This window comes from Caballeronia sp. SEWSISQ10-4 2 (assembly GCF_030464885.1).
In the GTDB taxonomy this organism is placed as follows: Bacteria; Pseudomonadota; Gammaproteobacteria; order Burkholderiales; family Burkholderiaceae; genus Caballeronia.
The window spans coordinates 63,650-82,517 of record NZ_JALPRJ010000021.1 but is presented as its reverse complement, the minus strand read 5'-3'; the positions used below and the strand labels follow the sequence as shown (position 1 = coordinate 82,517).

Annotated in this window: 17 protein-coding genes and 1 pseudogene; 11 read left to right on the top strand and 7 right to left on the bottom strand. The window is 60.6% G+C overall.

Going from position 1 to position 18,868, the window contains the following annotated elements; translation table 11 throughout:
* Positions 1-31 precede the first annotated feature (31 nt).
* The 7 genes from M0D69_RS43780 (at position 32) to M0D69_RS16340 (ending at position 6,677) form a co-directional block, all read left to right on the top strand.
* Positions 32-154: a hypothetical protein gene (locus M0D69_RS43780; RefSeq protein ID WP_367619720.1), complete on the top strand. Its 123-nt coding sequence runs from the start codon at positions 32-34 to the stop codon at positions 152-154.
* Positions 155-681: 527 nt separating this feature from the next.
* On the top strand, positions 682-1,470 hold the full coding sequence (locus tag M0D69_RS16365; RefSeq protein WP_301783000.1) for an enoyl-CoA hydratase/isomerase family protein: 789 nt from the start codon (positions 682-684) through the stop codon (positions 1,468-1,470).
* A gap of 34 nt (positions 1,471-1,504) precedes the next feature.
* Positions 1,505-3,166 (top strand): AMP-binding protein, encoded by a 1,662-nt coding sequence (locus M0D69_RS16360; RefSeq protein ID WP_301783039.1) that lies wholly within the window; start codon positions 1,505-1,507, stop codon positions 3,164-3,166.
* 58 nt (positions 3,167-3,224) lie between these two features.
* A complete protein-coding gene (locus tag M0D69_RS16355) occupies positions 3,225-3,590 on the top strand; it encodes a VOC family protein (protein WP_301782999.1) in 366 nt (121 codons plus the stop codon).
* Between the two features lie 39 nt (positions 3,591-3,629).
* Positions 3,630-4,652 (top strand): LLM class flavin-dependent oxidoreductase, encoded by a 1,023-nt coding sequence (locus tag M0D69_RS16350; RefSeq protein ID WP_301782998.1) that lies wholly within the window; start codon positions 3,630-3,632, stop codon positions 4,650-4,652.
* Positions 4,649-5,758, top strand: a complete 1,110-nt coding sequence (locus M0D69_RS16345) for a flavin reductase (protein ID WP_301782997.1) — start codon at positions 4,649-4,651, stop codon at positions 5,756-5,758. The genes M0D69_RS16350 and M0D69_RS16345 overlap by 4 nt, the downstream gene beginning before the upstream one ends.
* 52 nt (positions 5,759-5,810) lie before the next feature.
* Positions 5,811-6,677, top strand: a complete 867-nt coding sequence (locus tag M0D69_RS16340) for an alpha/beta fold hydrolase (protein WP_301782996.1) — start codon at positions 5,811-5,813, stop codon at positions 6,675-6,677.
* A gap of 116 nt (positions 6,678-6,793) precedes the next feature.
* Here M0D69_RS16340 and M0D69_RS16335 read toward each other — a convergent pair whose 3' ends face one another.
* Positions 6,794-7,570: an IclR family transcriptional regulator gene (locus M0D69_RS16335; RefSeq protein ID WP_301782995.1), complete on the bottom strand. Its 777-nt coding sequence runs from the start codon at positions 7,568-7,570 to the stop codon at positions 6,794-6,796.
* Between the two features lie 282 nt (positions 7,571-7,852).
* Here M0D69_RS16335 and M0D69_RS16330 point away from each other — a divergent pair, with 282 nt between their 5' ends.
* Entirely contained in the window at positions 7,853-8,944 is a 1,092-nt protein-coding gene (locus M0D69_RS16330; RefSeq protein ID WP_301782994.1) for a porin, read from the top strand.
* A 186-nt stretch (positions 8,945-9,130) separates the two neighbouring features.
* Positions 9,131-9,214, top strand: a pseudogene (locus M0D69_RS16325) (IS6 family transposase); the annotation flags it as partial.
* Positions 9,215-9,226: 12 nt separating this feature from the next.
* On the opposite strand, the gene M0D69_RS16320 reads toward M0D69_RS16325, so the two are convergent.
* From M0D69_RS16320 to M0D69_RS16305, 4 genes are all read right to left on the bottom strand, one after another.
* Positions 9,227-10,000, bottom strand: coding sequence for a GntR family transcriptional regulator (locus M0D69_RS16320; RefSeq protein WP_301782993.1), 774 nt, complete (start codon positions 9,998-10,000; stop codon positions 9,227-9,229).
* 43 nt (positions 10,001-10,043) lie between these two features.
* Positions 10,044-10,991 carry a PDR/VanB family oxidoreductase gene (locus M0D69_RS16315; protein WP_301782992.1) on the bottom strand — a complete coding sequence of 316 codons (948 nt, stop codon included), beginning with the start codon at positions 10,989-10,991 and terminating at the stop codon, positions 10,044-10,046.
* 8 nt (positions 10,992-10,999) lie between these two features.
* Positions 11,000-12,046: an aromatic ring-hydroxylating dioxygenase subunit alpha gene (locus M0D69_RS16310; RefSeq protein ID WP_301782991.1), complete on the bottom strand. Its 1,047-nt coding sequence runs from the start codon at positions 12,044-12,046 to the stop codon at positions 11,000-11,002.
* Between the two features lie 221 nt (positions 12,047-12,267).
* On the bottom strand, positions 12,268-14,055 hold the full coding sequence (locus M0D69_RS16305) for a sigma-54-dependent Fis family transcriptional regulator (RefSeq protein WP_301782990.1): 1,788 nt from the start codon (positions 14,053-14,055) through the stop codon (positions 12,268-12,270).
* A 341-nt stretch (positions 14,056-14,396) separates the two neighbouring features.
* Here M0D69_RS16305 and M0D69_RS16300 point away from each other — a divergent pair, with 341 nt between their 5' ends.
* Positions 14,397-15,878 carry a benzaldehyde dehydrogenase gene (locus M0D69_RS16300; protein ID WP_301782989.1) on the top strand — a complete coding sequence of 494 codons (1,482 nt, stop codon included), beginning with the start codon at positions 14,397-14,399 and terminating at the stop codon, positions 15,876-15,878.
* Positions 15,879-15,907: 29 nt separating this feature from the next.
* Positions 15,908-17,005, top strand: coding sequence for an NAD(P)-dependent alcohol dehydrogenase (locus M0D69_RS16295; RefSeq protein ID WP_301782988.1), 1,098 nt, complete (start codon positions 15,908-15,910; stop codon positions 17,003-17,005).
* A 97-nt stretch (positions 17,006-17,102) separates the two neighbouring features.
* Here the strand turns inward: M0D69_RS16295 and M0D69_RS16290 are convergent, their stop codons facing one another.
* Positions 17,103-18,035: an alpha/beta hydrolase gene (locus M0D69_RS16290; protein ID WP_301782987.1), complete on the bottom strand. Its 933-nt coding sequence runs from the start codon at positions 18,033-18,035 to the stop codon at positions 17,103-17,105.
* 41 nt (positions 18,036-18,076) lie between these two features.
* Positions 18,077-18,850: an SDR family NAD(P)-dependent oxidoreductase gene (locus M0D69_RS16285; RefSeq protein ID WP_301782986.1), complete on the bottom strand. Its 774-nt coding sequence runs from the start codon at positions 18,848-18,850 to the stop codon at positions 18,077-18,079.
* Positions 18,851-18,868 lie beyond the last annotated feature (18 nt).

The following is an 18,868-nucleotide window of genomic DNA, read 5'->3' as shown; positions in this document are numbered from 1 at the left end:
GCGACAGCTCCGGCAATTTGACAAAGCCCTAATGCGGTTTCATCGGCAACTAAAAGCGCGTCTCGATCCGCACGGAATCTTCAATCCCGGCGCATGTACGCCGATTTCTAACGCGCTCAGACCATTCAGTCAAATCTCGATTCTGTCGCGCTAAGGCGGTTGAGTCGTACAAAGGCGATGTGGTGAGGATGGTTTTCGTCACCAACGAGTAGAACTGGCAGGCCGCAGATGGCTTGATTTTGCCAGTGTGTTTCATCTCCTCCTTGCAGATCATATGATCCAGCGACTTCATCCTTGACCCACACGTCATTTCAATTGAGCCGGATTACCAGAACGCTCTATTGCGACAAAACCCGAGCTTGTGGACGCCGATATTCAGACCGGCCGGTTGCAACACCTGCTGGCGGCCTGGCTACGACGCCAAACCTCGTCCACGCGATCTTCCCCACGCGCCGCGGCACGGTTCCAGCCGCCCGGCATCTCCTAGACGCCTTGGCTGCGGATGCACCCTAGGTGCAATCCCAAGCATCCTGTCATCGGCAAATGGCTTGACACGCCTTCGTCGGCATCCTAATATGCAACTATGCTGTATGCGTTCACTATTGTTGAATGTAAGCATAAGGCCTGGCAGGAGACATCAAGGCTTTTAGGATCGCCATCATCTATTAAGGATTCCTTTCAATGAAAAGCACCTATTTTGAACGTCGTCAGAACGTAGGCCATATCGTATTAGCCAATCCTCCTTCGAATCTCATCGCGGCTGATTTCGCTGACTGCCTTGAGAGCTCCGTCCGGGAAGCCAGCAAGGCCGATATCCGGTCCCTCCTGATCCGTGCACAGGGCCCCGATTTCAGCAAGGGTGGCGACGTCCTCGATTTCATCGACAAAGGTTTCGATGATTGGCGAACGTTCATATCGCAGATTCACCATACCTATCGGTCAATCGAATCCCTCCAGATTCCGACGATTGCCGCAGTGCGCGGCGCAGCATTCGGCGGCGCATTCGAGCTGGCTCTCGCTTGCGACTTCATCGTTGCGGCGGAGAACGCCACCTTTCGGTGCATTGAAGCGTCCGTTGGCTCGGCACCTGTCGCGGGCGGCGTGCAGCGCCTGGCGGAAAGAGCGGGTCGTGCGTATGCAGCGCGCTACGCGATGCTAAGCGAGCCCATGTCCGGCACAACCGCCGGTCAGCTTGGCGTTGCCGCTTTCGTGGTCAGCGACGATCAGGTCGAGCATGTCGCCGAGGATCTTGCCATCAAGCTTGCCAACGGGCCTACGCGCTCGTATGGCGCCATTCGCGCCCTCCTCAAGGCATGGTCGGGCGGAGGCGTGCCTGGTGCCGACGCGCTGATCCTCGACCTCACCATGGGACTGCACACGACGGAAGACGCCAGGAAAGGGCGAACTGCCCGTGCAGAAGCCGTCGTTCGTGGCGAAGAACCAGCGCCGGTCGTTTTTCTCGGCAAATGAGCCTACAGGCAAGTCCATTGCACGGAAGATACCGATGAAGACGCTTTCCCATGAACGCGGAACACGTTCCCCAGAGCTGGTCGACAAAACCATTGGCGATGCATTCGACGAAGTCGCCAGCAAAATGGGCGACCACGTTGCGGTAGTCAGCCGGCATGAAGGGGTTCGGCTAAGCTACAGCGAACTTCGCAAAAAGTCGGACCGGCTTTCGGCTGCACTTCTCGACTCAGGGCTCAAGCCGGGCGACCGGATCGGAATCTGGTCCCACACGAACATCGCCTGGCTGCTGCTGCAGTTAGCTACTGCAAAGGCCGGATTGATACTCGTCAACATCAATCCGGCCTATCGGACCTCAGAGCTGGAGCATGCACTCAACCTGGTGGGCTGCAAGGCCATCGTGACGATGGTTCGATACCGCTCGAGCGAGTATCTGAACATGTTGCGGGAACTGGGAAAAGCACGGTTGCCGAGCCTTGAGACGATCTGGTGGATAGACGAGGCCGACTGCCCGGACGAAGCTGGCGCTCAACGCTTCTCTGACCTGCTCCGCTTCGACGCTGCAGACAGCGCATCGCTTCAGGACATACGCCGCACCGTCCGCCCGGACGATGCCGTCAACATTCAGTTCACCAGCGGAACGACGGGGCTTCCCAAAGCCGCAACGCTGAGTCATCGCAACATCCTGAACAACGGTTTCTTCGTGGGTGAATGCATGAAGCTCACCCACGTGGATCGCGTATGCGTCCCGGTTCCGATGTACCACTGCTTCGGCATGGTCATGGGCAATCTGGCTTGCCTGACTCATGGTTCGACGATTGTCTACCCCGCCGAGCGCTTCGACGCCGAAGCCGTTCTGAAGACCGTACAGGCAGAAAAATGCACAGCGCTGTACGGGGTGCCGACCATGTTCATCGCTGCACTCAATCACCCGCGCTTTGCGGAGTTCGATATGGGCAGCCTACGCACCGGCATCATGGCCGGTTCGCCTTGCCCGATCGAGATCATGAAGCGGGTTGTCGGTGAAATGCATCTGCCCGAGATCACGATCGCCTTCGGCATGACGGAAACGAGTCCGGTGAGCTGTCAAAGCATGACAGATACCCCGGTCGAGAGGCGCGTATCCACGGTCGGCCAGGTGTTGCCTCACCTCGACGTGAAGATTATCGACCCGCTGAGCGGCCAGACTGTGGAGCGCGGTCAGACCGGCGAACTCTGCACCCGCGGCTACTCGGTCATGCTTGGCTACTGGAACCAGCCCGACAGGACGCGCGAGGCAATTGACGCCGAAGGCTGGATGCACTCGGGCGATCTCGCCACGATCGATTCGGACGGCTACGTCAACATCGTCGGGCGAATCAAGGATATGGTCATTCGCGGCGGTGAAAACCTTTATCCCCGAGAGCTCGAAGAGTTTCTGTATACCTGCCCCGGCGTTCTTGACGTGCAGGTGGTCGGCGTACCGGACAAGCATTTCGGCGAGGAACTATGCGCATGGATCGTCGTCAGGGAGGGAACGGCTCTGGACGATACCGCAGTGCGTGACTATTGCAAGGGCCGGATAGCGCATTACAAGGTCCCCAAATACATCCGCTTTGTCGACTCGTTTCCGACCACCGTGACGGGAAAGATCCAGAAATACCTGATTCGTAAAATCATGAGCGACGAGCTTGGACTAGACGAACAACACACAGCGTGATGCTCCTTGGCGATGAGGTCACATCAATCCCGCTATAACAATTTACTGGAGTGTTGCCATGGCAGACGTTGATATACAAGCCGTCTATTTCGTCGCGAAGGATATTGCCAGGTTGGAAGATTTCTATGTATCGGCGCTGGGAATGCCTGTCCAGTTTCGCGACGAGAACAAGTGGACTCAATTCCGTCTGCAGCGCAGCGCGTTTGCACTGAGTTCGGCGGAGGAAGCAGCAGAAGGAGCCGTCGGGGCCGTCCCCGTCTTCCAGGTCGCGGGGGAGGCCCAAGACGAGGTTCGGCAGAAAATCCTGTCCACGGGTGGCCAGCTACTCGCGAAGCGCGACATGGGCACGCACGGCATCGTTGCCACCTACAAGGATCCGGAAGAGAACATCTTTCAGGTATTCAGCAAATCTTCGACCCTCTAAGTCAGAAGATCACTCATTTATCACCTTACTGGAAAATCGATGAAATTCGGTATATTCGACCAAAACGACCGCAATGGGCTGCCTATTCATAAGCAGTACGAAGATAGGATGGAGATTATTGAGCTTTACGACAGGCTCGGCTTCCATTGCTATCACATGTCGGAACACCATGCGACCACGCTGAGTGCTTGCCCGTCTCAAAGCGTGTTTCTTGCCGCTGCCGCGCAGCGCACCGAGAAACTGCGTCTGTCTCCACTGGTCTACATTCTCCCGATCCACCACCCCGTGCGTCTTGCCGAAGAGATTTGCATGCTCGACAATCTGAGCGGCGGCCGCCTGGAGTATGGCGTGGGCCGAGGCGCCTCGCCTCACGAAATTGATGCGCTCGGTATCGATCCGGCCACGGCTCAGGCCAGATACGTCGAGTCGTATGAAATCATCAAGCGGTATTTGAGCTCTGATACTCTCAACTATAAGGGGACGTTCTGGCAATTCAACGACATGCCGATCGAGCTCAAGCCGCTGCAGACGCCGCCTCCGACCTGGTACGCGCTGGCATCGCCGGAGTCGACAGTATGGCCCGCCCAGGAGAAGATGAACATCGTGTGCGGCGGCCCGGCCCAGCGAGTCAGAGCGATCACTGATCGATATCGCGAAGAATTCGCAAAACGGCATCCGTCCGCCGCTGAGCCGCTCATCGGCGTGAATCGCTATATCGTTGTCGCGGAAACGGATCAGGAGGCCATGGAAATTGCCTCGCGTGCGTGGTCCGTCTTCTATCCGAACTTTTTCAAGCTCTGGAAGAAGCACGGGACGGAACCGGTCAACCAAAAGCTTCCGCCGACGATCGAGCCGCTCGTGGAGTCAGGCCTCGCCGTAGTGGGCCGTCCGGAAACCGTTCGTGAAAAGCTGCTGGAGCAGGCGCGCGACGGGGGGTTCAACTACCTCATCGGAACGTTCATGTTCGGAGACATGTCCGTTTCCGAAGCGAAGACATCTATCGGCCTGTTTCACGAGTCCATCATGCCGGCGTTCAGCGAGGCGCAAAAGGTTCTGTCATGACCGGAGGTACTTCGTTAGACCAGGAGCCTCCTGCAATCAGGACGTTCGACAAACTCCAGCTGAGAGACGTACTAGGGTCCTTCGTAACCGGTGTCACAGTGGTTACCACCCTCGATGCTGAGGGGCAAATGCACGGTCTCACCGCAAATTCGTTCTCCTCGGTCTCCCTGGACCCTCCGCTCGTTTTATGGAGTCAGGCGACTTCTGCGGGAAGCCATTCGGCTTTCAAGGATGCCGAGAGATTCACGATTAACATCCTGGCTGAGCACCAATTCGACCTCGCCAATCACTTTGCGACCCGGTCGCCGGACAAATTCTCTGGCGTCGACTATGACCTTGGCGTCGACGGGCTACCACTATTGCGCGATTGCAGCGCATGGCTGGAGTGCAAGGTGATCTCCCGCTATCCTGGGGGAGACCATGTCATATTTGTCGGGTCGGTGGATTGCATTCGCCAGAGCACGCGGCGGCCGCTGGTATTTGGTGGCGGGCAGTATCTGGTTGCCGACCCGCACGAGCTCGGCCTCGCGCCGGCCGGAACGGGGGGTGCGATGAAATCGCAGCCACATGCTGTCCGGCTGGCCAGCCGCGCCATGTTGCGGCTCGCGCGCACATTGGACAAGACACTTGCGCTGGTAGCGTGGGGCAATCACGGCCCCACGGTAATCGCGTGGCAAGCCTCAACCACCCCTGTGGCCGCCGATCTGCCGCTGGGGCTTGTGCTACCGGTGACATCTTCCGCTTCGGGGTTGGCTCTCGCGGCGTTCCTTCCGCCCGAAGCGACCGATCGATTCGTGACAGCGGAGCTGCGTGATAACGGGCGACAAGCCTCTGACGCACTGCCCCTCACCGCGGCATCACTCGCAAGCGTACTTGAATCCGTAAGGGCTTCTCATGTCGCGACGAGGCGGCCCGGGCCGTTTTATGACGACCGGGTGCTCGCTAACGCTATCAGCGTGCCCATTCTTTCCCCGAGCGGACTGGCCTTGCTGGCACTGACGGCCATCGGCCCCGCAGAGCGTTTCGATGCCGCGGCGGACGGCCCTTTTGCAGAAACCCTAAGAACCACTGCGCATGAGATATCCGCTGCATTGAGAGAAGCGTGAATTGGCATTTGCCCAAGTTAAAACGACTGATATATCGGCCCAAACTCCAATCATGACTGAAACAGATAGCCATCTCCTTGAAGCCTCGTTACCCGCCGTCGAACACGTGCAATTGAGTCTCCCCATATTGGGCGACAAACCGGTCATCACGTATCGGGCCGCCGGAGACGAACACGCGCCCGCCATCATGCTGCTGCACGGCATGGGTTCGAGCTCGGCGGGATATCGCGCGCAGCTCGCTGCACTGAGCAAGAACCATCGGGTGATTGCCTGGGACGCCCCCGGCTACGGGCAAAGCAGTCCCTTTGCGATCAGCTCTCCAGCCGCCACGGATTATGCAGATGTTCTCGCGGACCTGATGTCCGCGCTCGGCATATCGCGTGCAACCGTCGTCGGCAGCTCATGGGGTAGTGTCATCGCTGCCACGTTTGCGGCGGGTTACCCGTCGGCTACGCGCGCCCTCGTATTGAGCGCGCCCAATGTCGCACGAGGGCATCTATCCGGTGTCGAGCGCGACGTGGCGCGAGAAGTCCTGATGCGAAGCGCAGCGGCACACTCGACCGAGGCGCGCGCCGCAGTGGTCAACGCGCTGCTCGCTCCGAACACCGGTCCGCTGGTTCGGGCGGTCGTATCCCGGCTGAGAGATGCGGTGACCCCTACAGGCTGGGAACATGCCGTGGAGATGCTGTTCTCCACGTATACGCCATCCGTCGTGCCTTCGATCCAGCCGCCGATCTCCGTCATTGTCGGCAACCTGGACCGCCTCGCTCCAATTGACGACCATGCCCGGCCGATTCACGAGGTTGCTCAAGATTCGACACTCCATGTACTCGATGCAATCGGTCATATGCCGAAGCTTGAAGCGCCCGGGGCGTTCAATTCCATCGTGTTGGCAGCTGCCGCAGCCGGGACTGACTGACGGAAAGACGAATGCGATGAGGAGGCCGCGGCGCAAGCCGCTGCCCTCGCTATAGCGTGTCTATTGCGATCGCCCGACGAGACAGATGGCGCGCATCGGTTTTGAGTGCCCGGCTTCTACCCAATTTTGCCGGGGACCTTTCCGCCCATTGCAACCGTAGCTCGAACCGCACTATCGAGTAGCGCCCTGATCTCTTTACCGTCAACTTCCGTGTTCAGTGTTGCAGGCGATCCGATGAGACTGATGGCAAATCGGACATCTCCGTCCCTGTCCCAGATAGGGGCCGCGACAGACACGTAACCCATGTCCCCGCGATGGACCGTTGTGAAGCCGCAGTTGCGCAATTCCGTGATCGCTTCTTCCCGCACGGAAGCCGGGCTCCATTTCTGGTCCGCAGACAGTTCGCGGCTGATGAGATCCTCGGTGCGCGCAGGTTGAAGGCAGGCAATGAACAGCTTTCCCGCGGCAGTCGTGACCAGCGGAATCAGGCCTGTTCTCAGCTCGAGAATACTGCGCGTCTGCCCCTCCTGCTTAAAGAGACTGACCGGTCCATCTTCGGTCCATGCGGTCACGGCCGCGCCACTAAGTGTTGCTTCTCGCAAGGCGATCACCTCCCGACGAACGATATCGAATCCGTCCAGTTGGTTGATCGCGCTCATACCCAAAGCAAGCGACGCCGGTCCGAGCTTGTAACACCCCGGTTTTTCGTCCGTCGACGCAAGCCCGGTCCGCACCAGACTAATCATGTAGTTGCTCGTCGCGCTCGGCGACAGTTCGGACAGCGCAGCAATTTCTTTAAGAGGCAGTGCCCGCACACTCGTCTGCAACGCCGAAAGAATTCGGAACGCAATCTCGACAGACTGGATGCCGCGCCTCGCAGTCAAATTGGTCATTTTTGGGCCATATGGAAGTCATAAAAATCACCGCCCCGGGGTTTCCACGGACGGTCGTCATGTTGACACGTCCGGGGGTGGCCCCTATAGTGTTCAACATACATTATGTCATTCATTATTGTTGAATGCAACACCGGGAGGCTGGGGCAATCGAGGCGGGCGAGCAGCCGGAATAAACGTTTGAATTTTTAGCTTCTCATTTCATCAGTAGTACACATTTTTTACCCTTCCTTTTATTCATATAACTTCTTCGGAAGAGTAGCAACCGGATCGGAGACAGGCATGGCAATTTTTGGACGTACGGTGGCAGGTGCGATCGTCGCACTTTCTGTGACCAGTGCCGCCAACGCGCAATCCAGCGTTACCTTATATGGAATTGCGGACACTGCAGTACAGTACATTAGCAACGTCGGAGGACATGCCCTATACCAGGAGGAAAACACGCACTCACCTGATATTTTCGGCTTGAAGGGAGTTGAGGATCTCGGTGGCGGGTTACGCACCATCTTCGATCTTCAGAACGAATACCTGCTAAACAATGGCCGGGAACTTGTTCCCGGAACGCTATTCAACAGGAAGGCGTATGTTGGACTGCAGTCGGACACCTATGGGACGTTGACGCTCGGCCGCCAACCCAGCTTCATGTATGACGTTCTGTCCAATTATCAAACGCCTTTGCTCCTCGGCAACATTCTCTCGCTTCACGAGGGTAACCTGGATGAAATCGCCAACTTCTTCCAGTTCAACAATGCGGTGAAATATGTGAGCCCGACCTTTGGCGGATTCTCCTCGGGGGCAGAATTTGCATTTGGCAATGTGGCCGGCAATTTCAGCGAAAGCAGGAACTACTCTTTCTTTGTCCAATACAAGGGCGGGCCGCTGAGTCTGGCAGCCACCTACGCGAACGAGAACAACCGCTTTCTGGAACTCTCCAGCTTTATTGGTCTTCCGTCGCTCTTTGGAACCCCACTTCCTCAGTCCGAGGGCGTTGTCGCCAACAAGCTCGTAAATTGGGGGCTCGGAGCATCGTATCAGGTGAAAAATGTGCTTCTGCACGCGACGTTTACGCAATCGCGCATCACATTGGCGACTGGCCAGGGTAACGCCAACACAGTTGACGCTGGTATGAACTGGACGATCAAGCCCGATGATGTCCTCGCAATTGGCGGATGGGTGGAAAATCTCGACGGCGGAAACTGGAAGACCATTACCATCTCGAACGCTTACCTCTTCTCGAAAAGAACTACCGTCTACCAGCAGGTGACCTACCAACACGCGTCGGGCACAAATAGCGTCGCCTCGCTCACGGGCGCAGGCGTGGCGTCCGGCCGGTCTACAACCGGTGTCTCTGTTGGTATCCAGCATTTATTTTAGGAATGCAACGTTAACTTCGGCTGAAGATACCTTCGCATGGCCGCACAACCTCAGCGTCTGCGCATCCGGTTTGAATGTCTCATCGCTATACACGAGGCATTCATGGAAGTCGCAACTAGAACCATCCGGCTGTTTTACCCGCTGGGGCACTGTCAAGTTGCTCGGGCTGTCGCTTAAGATGATGTGATGAAGAAATCGAAATCGCTCTATCACGGTCATCGCTTTCCGGCCGCCGTTATCAGCTGCGCCGTGAGCTGGTATTTTCGCTTCCTCAGGCAGCGCCTAGAGCGCCCACTGCCGGATCAGATTGCCGCCGAACAGGTGTGACAGCGCCTGCTGGTTCTTCAGCGCATTCTGCAGATTGCGATGCGCGATCCGGGCATGCTCACGCATCAGCGCTTCGGCCCGCGCTCCCTCGCGGTATTCGATTGCTTCGAGTACCGCACGATGTTGGGCCTGGGCCACGATCAGCACGTTGTGTGCATCGGGCGCAACCGCCTGCACCTTGACAAACCCGCTAGGCGACGCAAACGGCAGGGCCATTGCTTTGGACAATTGCTTCTCGACGACGCCGCTGCCGCACGCCGAAGCCAGCAAGCGATGAAAGCGTTCGTTGAGTTCGATGTATTGCGAGAACTTCTGCTCCGACAGGTCCGCGTCTTCGAGGACATCGTCGATCCGCGCCACGCAGTCGTGCAGCAACGCCATCAAGGACGAATCGACTCCGCGCTCGGCTGCAAGCCGCGCGGCCAGGCCTTCAAGCGTGCCCCGCAACTCGATCGCGTCATGGATTTCGGCGGCCGTAAACGAACGCACCGCATAGCCGCCCGACGGCAACGGATCGAGCAGGCCTTCGTCCTGCAAGTGCATCAGCGCCGCCCGCACGGGCGTGCGGGAGACGCCCAGTTTGTCGACCACCCACAATTCGGTGATGCGCGATCCCGGCGTCAGCTCGCCCGCCAGAATCAGTTCACGCAGACCCAACTGCGCCTTCACCGTCTGCGATGCGGAACTCGATGCGCCTGCATCGCGTTGTGTCTGATCGTTTTGCTCCATGTGCTTTGCTCCGTTCACTGCACTCCAGGAATAACCACAGCCGTCACAGGTCCAGCACCAGCATGGGCGACTTCGAACGCGAACAGCACGGCAGGAAGCAATCGTTGGCGGCCCGTTCTTCATCGGTCAGATAGACGTCCCGATGATCCGGCACGCCGGACAGCACGCGCGTCATGCACGTGCCGCATACACCCTGCTCGCACGATGTCGGGACCTCGACGCCGGCCGCCGTCAACGCCGCGATGACGCTTTGTCCACCCTTGACGTCTATCACCTGCCCGCTGTTGGCCAGCTTGACCTGGAAGTCATCGCTCGCGGCTTCGGGCTGCGGCGCCGCCGCAAAGTACTCCCGATGCAGGTTACGTTCATCCCAACCCGCTGCGACGGCGGTATTCAGCACCGCTCCTATGAATCCTGACGGCCCGCATACGTACAGATGCTTGCCGGGTTCAGGCGCGGCCAATAGCGCTCTCAGGTTCACGCGTTCATCGGCAGGCGCGGTATCGAAGTATAGAGAAACACGGCCGCCAAACCGCGCATCGGCCAACTGGTCGCGGAACGCGGCGCGCGCCGGATCGCGCGTGCAATAGTGCATCTCGAACGACGCCCCCAAAGCCGCGAGATGCTCGGCCATGCTGAGAATCGGCGTCACGCCGATACCGCCCGCCAGCAACAGCGAATGGCTAGCTGCCTGCGCCAACGGGAAGTGATTCTTCGGTTCGCTGATTTCCAGCGGACTGCCTTCGGTGAGCGCGTGCATCGCGATCGAACCGCCGCGCGAATTCGCTTCACGCAACACGCCGATCATGTATCGGTGGGTATCGTCGGGATGGTTGCACAGCGAATACTGGCGCACGAGTCCATCGCCCAGATGGACATCGATATGCGCACCGGCCGAGGCGGCGGGCAATGCCGAACTGTCGGGTCTTGCCAGCTCGAACGCGCAGATATCGGTGGCCACGTCATATTTGCGAATGATCCTGACTTGCATACCTGACCTCAGGACAAAGCCGCGACAGGCTGACGTTCGCCCGCGATGAGCCGCTCGATGATCCGGCGTGACTGAACACCGCCCGCATCGATATTCAGCTTGAGCAGGTTGCGCTCCGGATGCGCCAGCAGATTGCGCTGCTGCGCCTCGAGCATCTCGAGATCCTCGGCGAAAATCTTCCCCTGACCTTCGCGGATCGTCTCCGTGAGCTTGGTGTCTTGCGGATTGAAATTGCGCGCCATGCCCCAGAAGTACCAGATCGACGTGTCGGTCTCCGGCGTGATGAAGTCGACGACGATGCTCGACGCCTTGTGCTGCGAATCAGCGTGATAACCGCCTTTGCCCGCGTGCGCCACACCCACCTCGATCATGACGTGGCTCGGCGGCGTGAAGCGGCAGATCTGCCAGCGGTCGCACGGCACGTTATCGGCGAGTCCATTACCGCGCAGCGCCGCTGCCCAGAACGGCGGCGGCATGATGTTTTCCATGAAGCGGCGGGTCACGACCGTGTCGCCCTCGACCTTCGTCTCCGGAGCGGCTTCCTCGATTTCCGCCTGGCCGATGCTCGATGCGTGCACGTAGGTCTCGTGCGTCAGGTCCATCAGGTTGTCGATCATCAGACGGTAGTCGCAGGCGATGTGATACAGGCCGCCGCCGTGTGCCCATTCAGGGTTTTCCGCCCATTCGAGATGATGGATCCTGGCCGGATCGGCCTGCAGCGGATCGCCGGGCCATACCCAGATGAAACCGTAACGCTCGACTGCGGGGAAGCGGCGGATCGCGGGAAACCCGCCGATCCGCTGTCCGGGCATGCCGCTGCATTTGCCCTCTACGCCCATCGTCAGGCCGTGATAACCGCAGACCAGCTGGCCGTCGCGCATGAAACCCAGCGAAAGCGGTGCGCCGCGGTGCGGGCAGAAATCTTCGAGCGCGGCAACCGCACCATCAGGTCCGCGAAACAGCACCATGCTCTCGTTGCAGATCCGGCGGCCGAGCGGCCGGCCGGTGATTTCATCTGGCATGCATGCGACGTACCAAGCATTTTTCAGGAACATGTCCCCACCTATGTATACATTTTTTTCAGGATTTGATTTTCGATTCGGCAGGCTAATTCGAGAATAAGGCTATATTTAAGGTAAAAATGCGCGATTCACCAAAAATAAATTCTATCAACCCTGACGTCTTGGATGATTATTGTATACATTGAAAGAACAATGTCTAACTTTTCCCAGCAGTTAGCGGGTAAACACGAGTACGACGCGCACACGCCGAAAGTTCAACTTCTGCCACCCCGCTTCGCGATCCGATAGGCGAACTGCGCGCGCGTCAGGCCGACAAGCCGTGCCGCCGCCGACACGTTGCCGCCTGCGCGCGTGAGCGCATCGACAAGCAATTGCGCCTCGGCCGCGTCGATCGAGTCAAGCGTAGGCAAGTTCGCCGTGGCGGCCGCCTGAGAATCGTCCGTCTGCTCTGCCCGCAGCATGCCGTGATCGAGTGAATACAGTTCCGCAGCCGGCAACGGCTCATGACGGAACAGATGAGCAAGATCGATCGGCTCGCCGTCGTTGACTGCAATCACGCCGCGCTCGACCATGTTGCGCAGCTCGCGAATGTTGCCGGGGAATGCATAGTTCAGCAGCGTGCGCCGCGCACGCGGCGTGAGGCCCGGCGTTATGCGGCCGTGCTCGCGGCAGAACTGCAGCGAGAAGCGTTCGATCAGCAAGGCAATGTCGTCGCGGCGTTCGCGCAGCGGAGGAATCACGATCGGGAAAACATTGAGCCGGTAGAACAGGTCCTCGCGAAACCGGCCGCGCTTCACCTGTTCGCGCAACTCGACATTGGTCGCGGCGATCACGCGGACATCGACCCGAAACGTGCGCGTCCCGCCAACCCGTTCGACCTCGCGCTCTTGCAGCACGCGCAGCAGCTTGCCCTGCGCGGCATATGGCAGGCTGCCGATCTCATCGAGAAACAAGGTGCCGCCCGCCGCGCGCTCGAAACGCCCCGCGCGCGTCTGCGTCGCCCCGGTGAACGCGCCGCGCTCGACACCAAACAGCTCGGCCTCGACCAGCGTGTCCGGTAACGCCGCGCAGTTGACCGCGACGAACGGAGCCGACGCGCGACGACTGCGTCGGTGCAGCGTCGCCGCGAACAATTCCTTGCCCACGCCTGACTCACCGGTCAGCAGCACCGTGGTGTCGGTTGGCGCTACGCGCGCCATCGCATCGCGCGCCGCGACGAAGGCGGCGGCGAGCCCTACCAGACCGTCGTCTGCGGCGGATTCTGAACGCTCGGCCGGGCGTCGAACTTGCCAGCCCTTTGCCTCGGGATGCGGCGCCGCGCCAACGGCCGTGGCCGGCGCGTCCAGATAGCGCAGGTCGTGCGCGACGTCGTCCCAGCGCTGCGCATTGCGCCCGACCACGCGGCACACCGCGCTGCCCATCGCCCGGCATTCGACTTCGCGAAAAATCACGAGCGTTCCCGTCAGACCGGTCACATAGCCCATCGCGTAGCCGAGTTCCATCCAGCAGGCCGGCTCGTTGCCGACGCCGTAAGCCGCGATATGCTCATCCGCCTCGGACGAGTGATGCCAGAGAAATTCGCCGTCGTAGCGCCCGGTCGCGGCGTCGAACGCGAAATGCAGCGGCTCGACCTTGACCACGCCTTCGAGCGCATGAAGACGCGTGCCCGCAGCCAGCAGCGACGCACCATCGGCTGCGGGCCACCGTTGCCGGACGAGCGCCGCGTCACGAGCGCCGGACGCATAGCCCGCCCGCGTCAGCAAACGGCGCGCAGGTTCGGCGCCGACACATTCGATCAACTCGCGCCGCAGCGAGCCAAACGATGCGCTGTGCAGCAACAACATCCGCTGGTCGTTGAGCCAGATTCGTCCATCGCCGGGCGAGAAGAACAGGCATTCGGCAAGGTCGCCGAGCGTCGGTGCAGCGCCCGCGTCGAGATGAGCGCTGTCGCCGGGCTTCATCAGCGCACCGGACAAGCGCGCCGCATCGGCGAGCGAGACTCTGTCCGGACCTATATGCGGTTGCGTGATCGAATCGAGCATCTTGCCTCCTTTCGTTTCCCTTTGCATTAAAGACATGCAGCCAGGGATTCGTCGAATAGTTATTTGATGAAATCATTAAACTCTATATTACTTATTTGATATAACTTTTATCATTTGCGCAAGTTGAGGATGTCCCGACCAGGCCGCCGCCAGGCACGCAGGCGCCACTTTGATGCAAGACGTTGCTGTCGCTCATGCAGTCCCGCTGGCGCTTTGGTGCGTTGAGACGACACGCTTACACGGCGCGCGCCATGGCAATGGCACGGCTATTGCAAAGAACCCTGCGTGAGCGGGCTCAAAGCCAAGCACGCTCATCCATTCAAATCAAGGAGACAAACAACATGGCAGACACCCAGCCGAACACGCTCATCGATCACACGCTCTGGACCGGCCGTCTGTTCGGCGGTGCGGACGGCACCTGGTACCCGGCCAGCGAGACACGCGACGTCATCGAACCCGCTACGGGAGAACGCCTCGCTCAGGTCGGTCTCGCGCGCCCGACGGATGTGGCGCGCGCCAGCGCGCACGCCGCCGCCGCGCAACCGGCATGGGCTGCGCTCGCGCCGCGCGAGCGGGCAGCCGTATTTCGCCGCGCCGCCGCAGTTTTCGAACGCGACGCCGCCGCCTTCGCGCACTACATCGCCCGAGAGACCGGCGGCATTCTCGCGAAGGCACAGCATGAAGTCGCCGAAGCCGCGACGCTCCTTCACATCGCAGCCAGTTTGCCGCTGCAGCCGCAGGGGCTCGTGCTGCCGACAACAGCCGGTCGTCTCAGCTACGCGCGGCGCGTCCCGCATGGTGTAGTCGGCGTGATATCGCCATTCAACTTTCCGTTGATCCTGTCGATGCGCTCCGTTGCACCTGCACTCGCGACCGGCAACGCCGTCGTGCTGAAGCCCGATCCGCAAACACCCATCTCCGGAGGTTTCCTGATCGCCCGCGCATTCGAGGAAGCCGGCCTGCCGCCGGGCCTGCTGCAAGTGCTGCCCGGCGACGCGGACGCCGGCGCCGCAGTCGTCGAAGCGCGCGAGGTCGGGATGATCGCCTTCACCGGTTCGACCGCAGCGGGGCGCAAGGTCGGCGAGCTTGCGGGACGTCATCTAAAGAAAGTCTCGCTCGAACTCGGCGGCAAAAACACGCTGATCGTGCTCGACGATGCAGGCCTCGACATCGCCGCCAGCAATGCCGCGTTCGGCGCATTTTTCCATCAAGGACAAATCTGCATGGCGACGGGACGCATCGTTGCACATCGCAAGATCGTTGCGGAACTGACGCGGCGGCTCATCGACAAGGCCAACCATTTACCAGTCGGCAATCCTGCGAGCGGCACGGTCGCGCTAGGGCCGATCATCAACGCGCGGCAATTGCAGCAGATCGACTCGATCGTGCGCGCCTCGGTTGAGGCGGGCGCAGTGCTCGAAGCGGGTGGCACGTATGACCGGCTTTTCTACAAGCCGACGGTGTTGTCGAACGTTCAGCCCGGTATGCGCGCATTCGATGAGGAGATCTTCGGGCCGGTTGCGGCCATCGTGCCGTTCGATACGGATGACGAAGCAGTCGCCCTCGCGAATCGCACCGAATACGGCTTGTCATGCGCGGTGATCGGCGCCTCGGTTGGCCGTGCGACGGCGATCGGCGAGCGGCTGAAGTGCGGCCTTTTGCACATCAACGACCAGACCGTTGCGGACGAATGCGTGAACCCGTTCGGTGGTCGCGGCCACTCAGGCAACGGTGGCAACGTGGGAGGCCCATCCGACCTGGACGAATACACGCAATGGCAATGGGTCACGGTGAAAGAAGCGGCTCACTCGACGCCTTTCTAACAATAGACAAAACAACAAGGAGACAAACGATGAAAATCCAGGCTGCCGTGGTGCGAGACAAAGGCGAACCGCTCACGCTGGAAACACTCGATCTCGAAGATCCGCGCGACGACGAAATTCTTGTGCGCGTCGTGGCAACCGGCGTCTGCCACACCGACATCGTGGTGCGCGACGGCCTGTTGCCGACGCCGCATCCGGTGGTGCTCGGCCACGAGGGCGCGGGCATTGTCGAGCGTGTGGGACGCGGTGTGACCAAGGTTGTGGCGGGTGACGCCGTCGTCATGACCTACGACTCGTGCGGAGAGTGTCCGTCCTGCGCGGCGCACGCCCAAAGCTATTGCCACGCGTTTTTCCCACGCAACTTCTTCGGTATGCGTGCGGACGGCAGCAGTGCTTTGTCGAAGGAAGGCGAGCGGATTCATGGCAATTTCTTTGGTCAATCGTCGTTCGCGACGCACGCGTTATGTCACGAACGCAACGTCGTGAAGGTGCCCGCCGACGCGCCGCTGGAATTGCTCGGCCCGCTCGCGTGCGGCGTGCAGACCGGCGCGGGCGCTGTCATGAACGCGTTGCGCGTGCCGGCCGGCGCTTCGTTCGCGGTGTTCGGTGCCGGCTCCGTCGGACTGTCAGCGGTGATGGCCGCGCGCGTCGCCGGTGCAACGACAATCGTGGCAATCGATCTGCATGACGAACGGCTCGACTTCGCGCGCAGCGTGGGTGCGACGCACACGCTGAACCCGTCGCACGACGACGTGGTCGCGTCGCTGATTGCGTTGACGGGCTACGGAATCGACTATGTGCTCGACACGACCGGCGTCGCGAGAGTGATCCGCCAGGCCGCCGATAGCCTGGCTCCGCGCGGCACCTGCGGCGTACTCGGCGCGTCGGCGCCCGGCACCGAGATCGTGCTCGATGAGGTGCATTTCATGAGCGGTGGCCGCCGGTTGATGGGGATTGTCGAAGGCGAATCGGATCCGGATACGTTCATTCCGGCCCTGATCGAACTGCATCGCGAGGGGCACTTTCCATTCGACCGGATGGTGAAGTTCTATTCACTTGGCGAGATCAACACGGCCATTGCCGATTCACTCGAAGGACGCACGATCAAGCCGATCGTTCGAATGTAAGTCCACGCAGTAAACGAATGCGAGCGCCGGTCGTCAAACCGGCGCTCGTCTGAGAAGTCCCCCTGGATCAGTTACATGATCGCAAGAGCGGGAGCACTTAACGCAGTGCGCTGCGCAACGCTTGTGCGAGTTGCTGTTGCGCAAGACGCGCCGCCGAGACGCCGCCGCCCATGCTGATAAAGCCGTGCGCGAGCCCGTGATATTCAATTGCCGTCACGGCATTGCCGGCCGCGAGCAGGCAGTCGCCGTAAGCCAGGGCCTCGTCGCGCAACGGATCGAACGCGGCAATCTGAAGCAACGCCGGCGGCAGGCCGGAGAGGTCTTCAGCCAGCAGCGGTGCTGCGCGGAAGTCCGTGGGAACGGCACCCTCGCCGAAATAGTGCCGATTGAAATAGCCGATCGAACGCAGGGTCAGTGTTGGCCCTTCGGCATGCCGGGTTCGTGACGGATAGTCGCCATGGACGCCGGCCGCTGCGGGCGGATAGACCAACGCCTGAAATGCAATCGCCGGCCCGTTGCGATCTCGCGCCAGCAGGCACGTTACCGTTGCAAGCAAGGCGCCCGCGCTATCGCCGGCAACCGCGATGCGCGCATCATCGCTGCACAGCTCGGCCGCATGCGCGGCCACCCATTCGAATGCCACCCACGCGTCGTCGACTGCGGCGGGAAATGGATGCTCGGGTGCAAGGCGATAATCGACCGACACGACAACCGCGCCCGCGTCTTCACTCAGTTGACGGCACACGTTGTCATAGCCATCCAGATCGCCGAGTACGTAGCCTCCTCCGTGGTAGTAGACAACGATGCCCTGACGTACTTCGCCGCGCGGCGTGTAGACGCGCAAACCCAGCGGTCCTCCCGGGCCATCGATCGTGCAGTTGCGGACGTCCACGTCCGCAGGCGCCACGTCGGCTGCCGCGAGGATTTGCCGGAACAAGGCGCGGCAAGCGACAGGCGGCAGTTCGCAAAGGTCGGGCACACCGGCCGCGTGCGCCTGTGCAACGATGGCTTCGAGTTGTTTATCCAGCATGGTCGATCCCCGGCAGTTGAGCTTCTGAGTACTGGAACTAGTTATCGCGGCGCCATCCGCAACGCGCCATCGAGCCGGATCACTTCGCCGTTCAACGCGACGTTGCGCACGATATGCAGCGCCAGGTCGGCGAACTCCTCAGGCTTGCCGAGCCGCTTCGGAAACGGAATCGAAGCGGCGAGCGAATGTTGCACCTCTTCAGGCAGCGCATGGAGCAACGGCGTGAGGAATAGTCCCGGTGCAATCGTCATCACGCGTACGCCGTATTGAGCGAGATCCCGCGCGAGCGGCAAGGTGAGCGAGACGAGGCCGCCCTTGGACGCTGCGTAAGCGGCCTGCCCTACCTGTCCGTCGTACGCGGCCACCGAAGCCGTGCAAACGATGACGCCGCGCTCGCCGTCCGCCAGCGGCTCGGCGCCCGTCATACGCGCCGCCGCAATGCGGAGCACGTTGAACGTGCCGAGCAGATTCACGTTGATGACCCGCGCGAAGTCCTCTTGCGGCATCGGCGCACCGTCGCGCCCGACAAGCCGCTTCGCACCGCCGATCCCTGCGCAGTTGACCAGAATCCTCGCTACGCCGTGTGCGCGCTCGCTGGCGTCGATGGCCGCTTCGACCGAAGCCGCGTCCGTGATGTCGCAACGCTGCGCGAACGCATTCGCATGGCCGAGTTCTTCAGCCAACGCCTGCGCCGCTGCTTCGTTCACGTCCAGCAGCGTGACCCGCGCGCCGGCTGCAACAAGTGCACGCGCGGTTTGCGCGCCAAGCCCCGATGCGGCGCCGGTGACGAGCGCGGCTTGTCTTTCTGCTTGCATGTCTTGAGTCCCTTTAAA

What these genes read in the sequence shown, in the direction of transcription:
- M0D69_RS43780 (WP_367619720.1), top strand. Translation starts at nt 32, where the DNA reads ATGCGGTTTCATCGGCAACTAAAAGCGCGTCTCGATCCGCACGGAATC.
- M0D69_RS16365 (WP_301783000.1), top strand. Translation starts at nt 682, where the DNA reads ATGAAAAGCACCTATTTTGAACGTCGTCAGAACGTAGGCCATATCGTA.
- M0D69_RS16360 (WP_301783039.1), top strand. Translation starts at nt 1,505, where the DNA reads ATGAAGACGCTTTCCCATGAACGCGGAACACGTTCCCCAGAGCTGGTC.
- M0D69_RS16355 (WP_301782999.1), top strand. Translation starts at nt 3,225, where the DNA reads ATGGCAGACGTTGATATACAAGCCGTCTATTTCGTCGCGAAGGATATT.
- M0D69_RS16350 (WP_301782998.1), top strand. Translation starts at nt 3,630, where the DNA reads ATGAAATTCGGTATATTCGACCAAAACGACCGCAATGGGCTGCCTATT.
- M0D69_RS16345 (WP_301782997.1), top strand. Translation starts at nt 4,649, where the DNA reads ATGACCGGAGGTACTTCGTTAGACCAGGAGCCTCCTGCAATCAGGACG.
- M0D69_RS16340 (WP_301782996.1), top strand. Translation starts at nt 5,811, where the DNA reads ATGACTGAAACAGATAGCCATCTCCTTGAAGCCTCGTTACCCGCCGTC.
- M0D69_RS16335 (WP_301782995.1), bottom strand. Translation starts at nt 7,570, where the DNA reads ATGACCAATTTGACTGCGAGGCGCGGCATCCAGTCTGTCGAGATTGCG.
- M0D69_RS16330 (WP_301782994.1), top strand. Translation starts at nt 7,853, where the DNA reads ATGGCAATTTTTGGACGTACGGTGGCAGGTGCGATCGTCGCACTTTCT.
- M0D69_RS16320 (WP_301782993.1), bottom strand. Translation starts at nt 10,000, where the DNA reads ATGGAGCAAAACGATCAGACACAACGCGATGCAGGCGCATCGAGTTCC.
- M0D69_RS16315 (WP_301782992.1), bottom strand. Translation starts at nt 10,991, where the DNA reads ATGCAAGTCAGGATCATTCGCAAATATGACGTGGCCACCGATATCTGC.
- M0D69_RS16310 (WP_301782991.1), bottom strand. Translation starts at nt 12,046, where the DNA reads ATGTTCCTGAAAAATGCTTGGTACGTCGCATGCATGCCAGATGAAATC.
- M0D69_RS16305 (WP_301782990.1), bottom strand. Translation starts at nt 14,055, where the DNA reads ATGCTCGATTCGATCACGCAACCGCATATAGGTCCGGACAGAGTCTCG.
- M0D69_RS16300 (WP_301782989.1), top strand. Translation starts at nt 14,397, where the DNA reads ATGGCAGACACCCAGCCGAACACGCTCATCGATCACACGCTCTGGACC.
- M0D69_RS16295 (WP_301782988.1), top strand. Translation starts at nt 15,908, where the DNA reads ATGAAAATCCAGGCTGCCGTGGTGCGAGACAAAGGCGAACCGCTCACG.
- M0D69_RS16290 (WP_301782987.1), bottom strand. Translation starts at nt 18,035, where the DNA reads ATGCTGGATAAACAACTCGAAGCCATCGTTGCACAGGCGCACGCGGCC.
- M0D69_RS16285 (WP_301782986.1), bottom strand. Translation starts at nt 18,850, where the DNA reads ATGCAAGCAGAAAGACAAGCCGCGCTCGTCACCGGCGCCGCATCGGGG.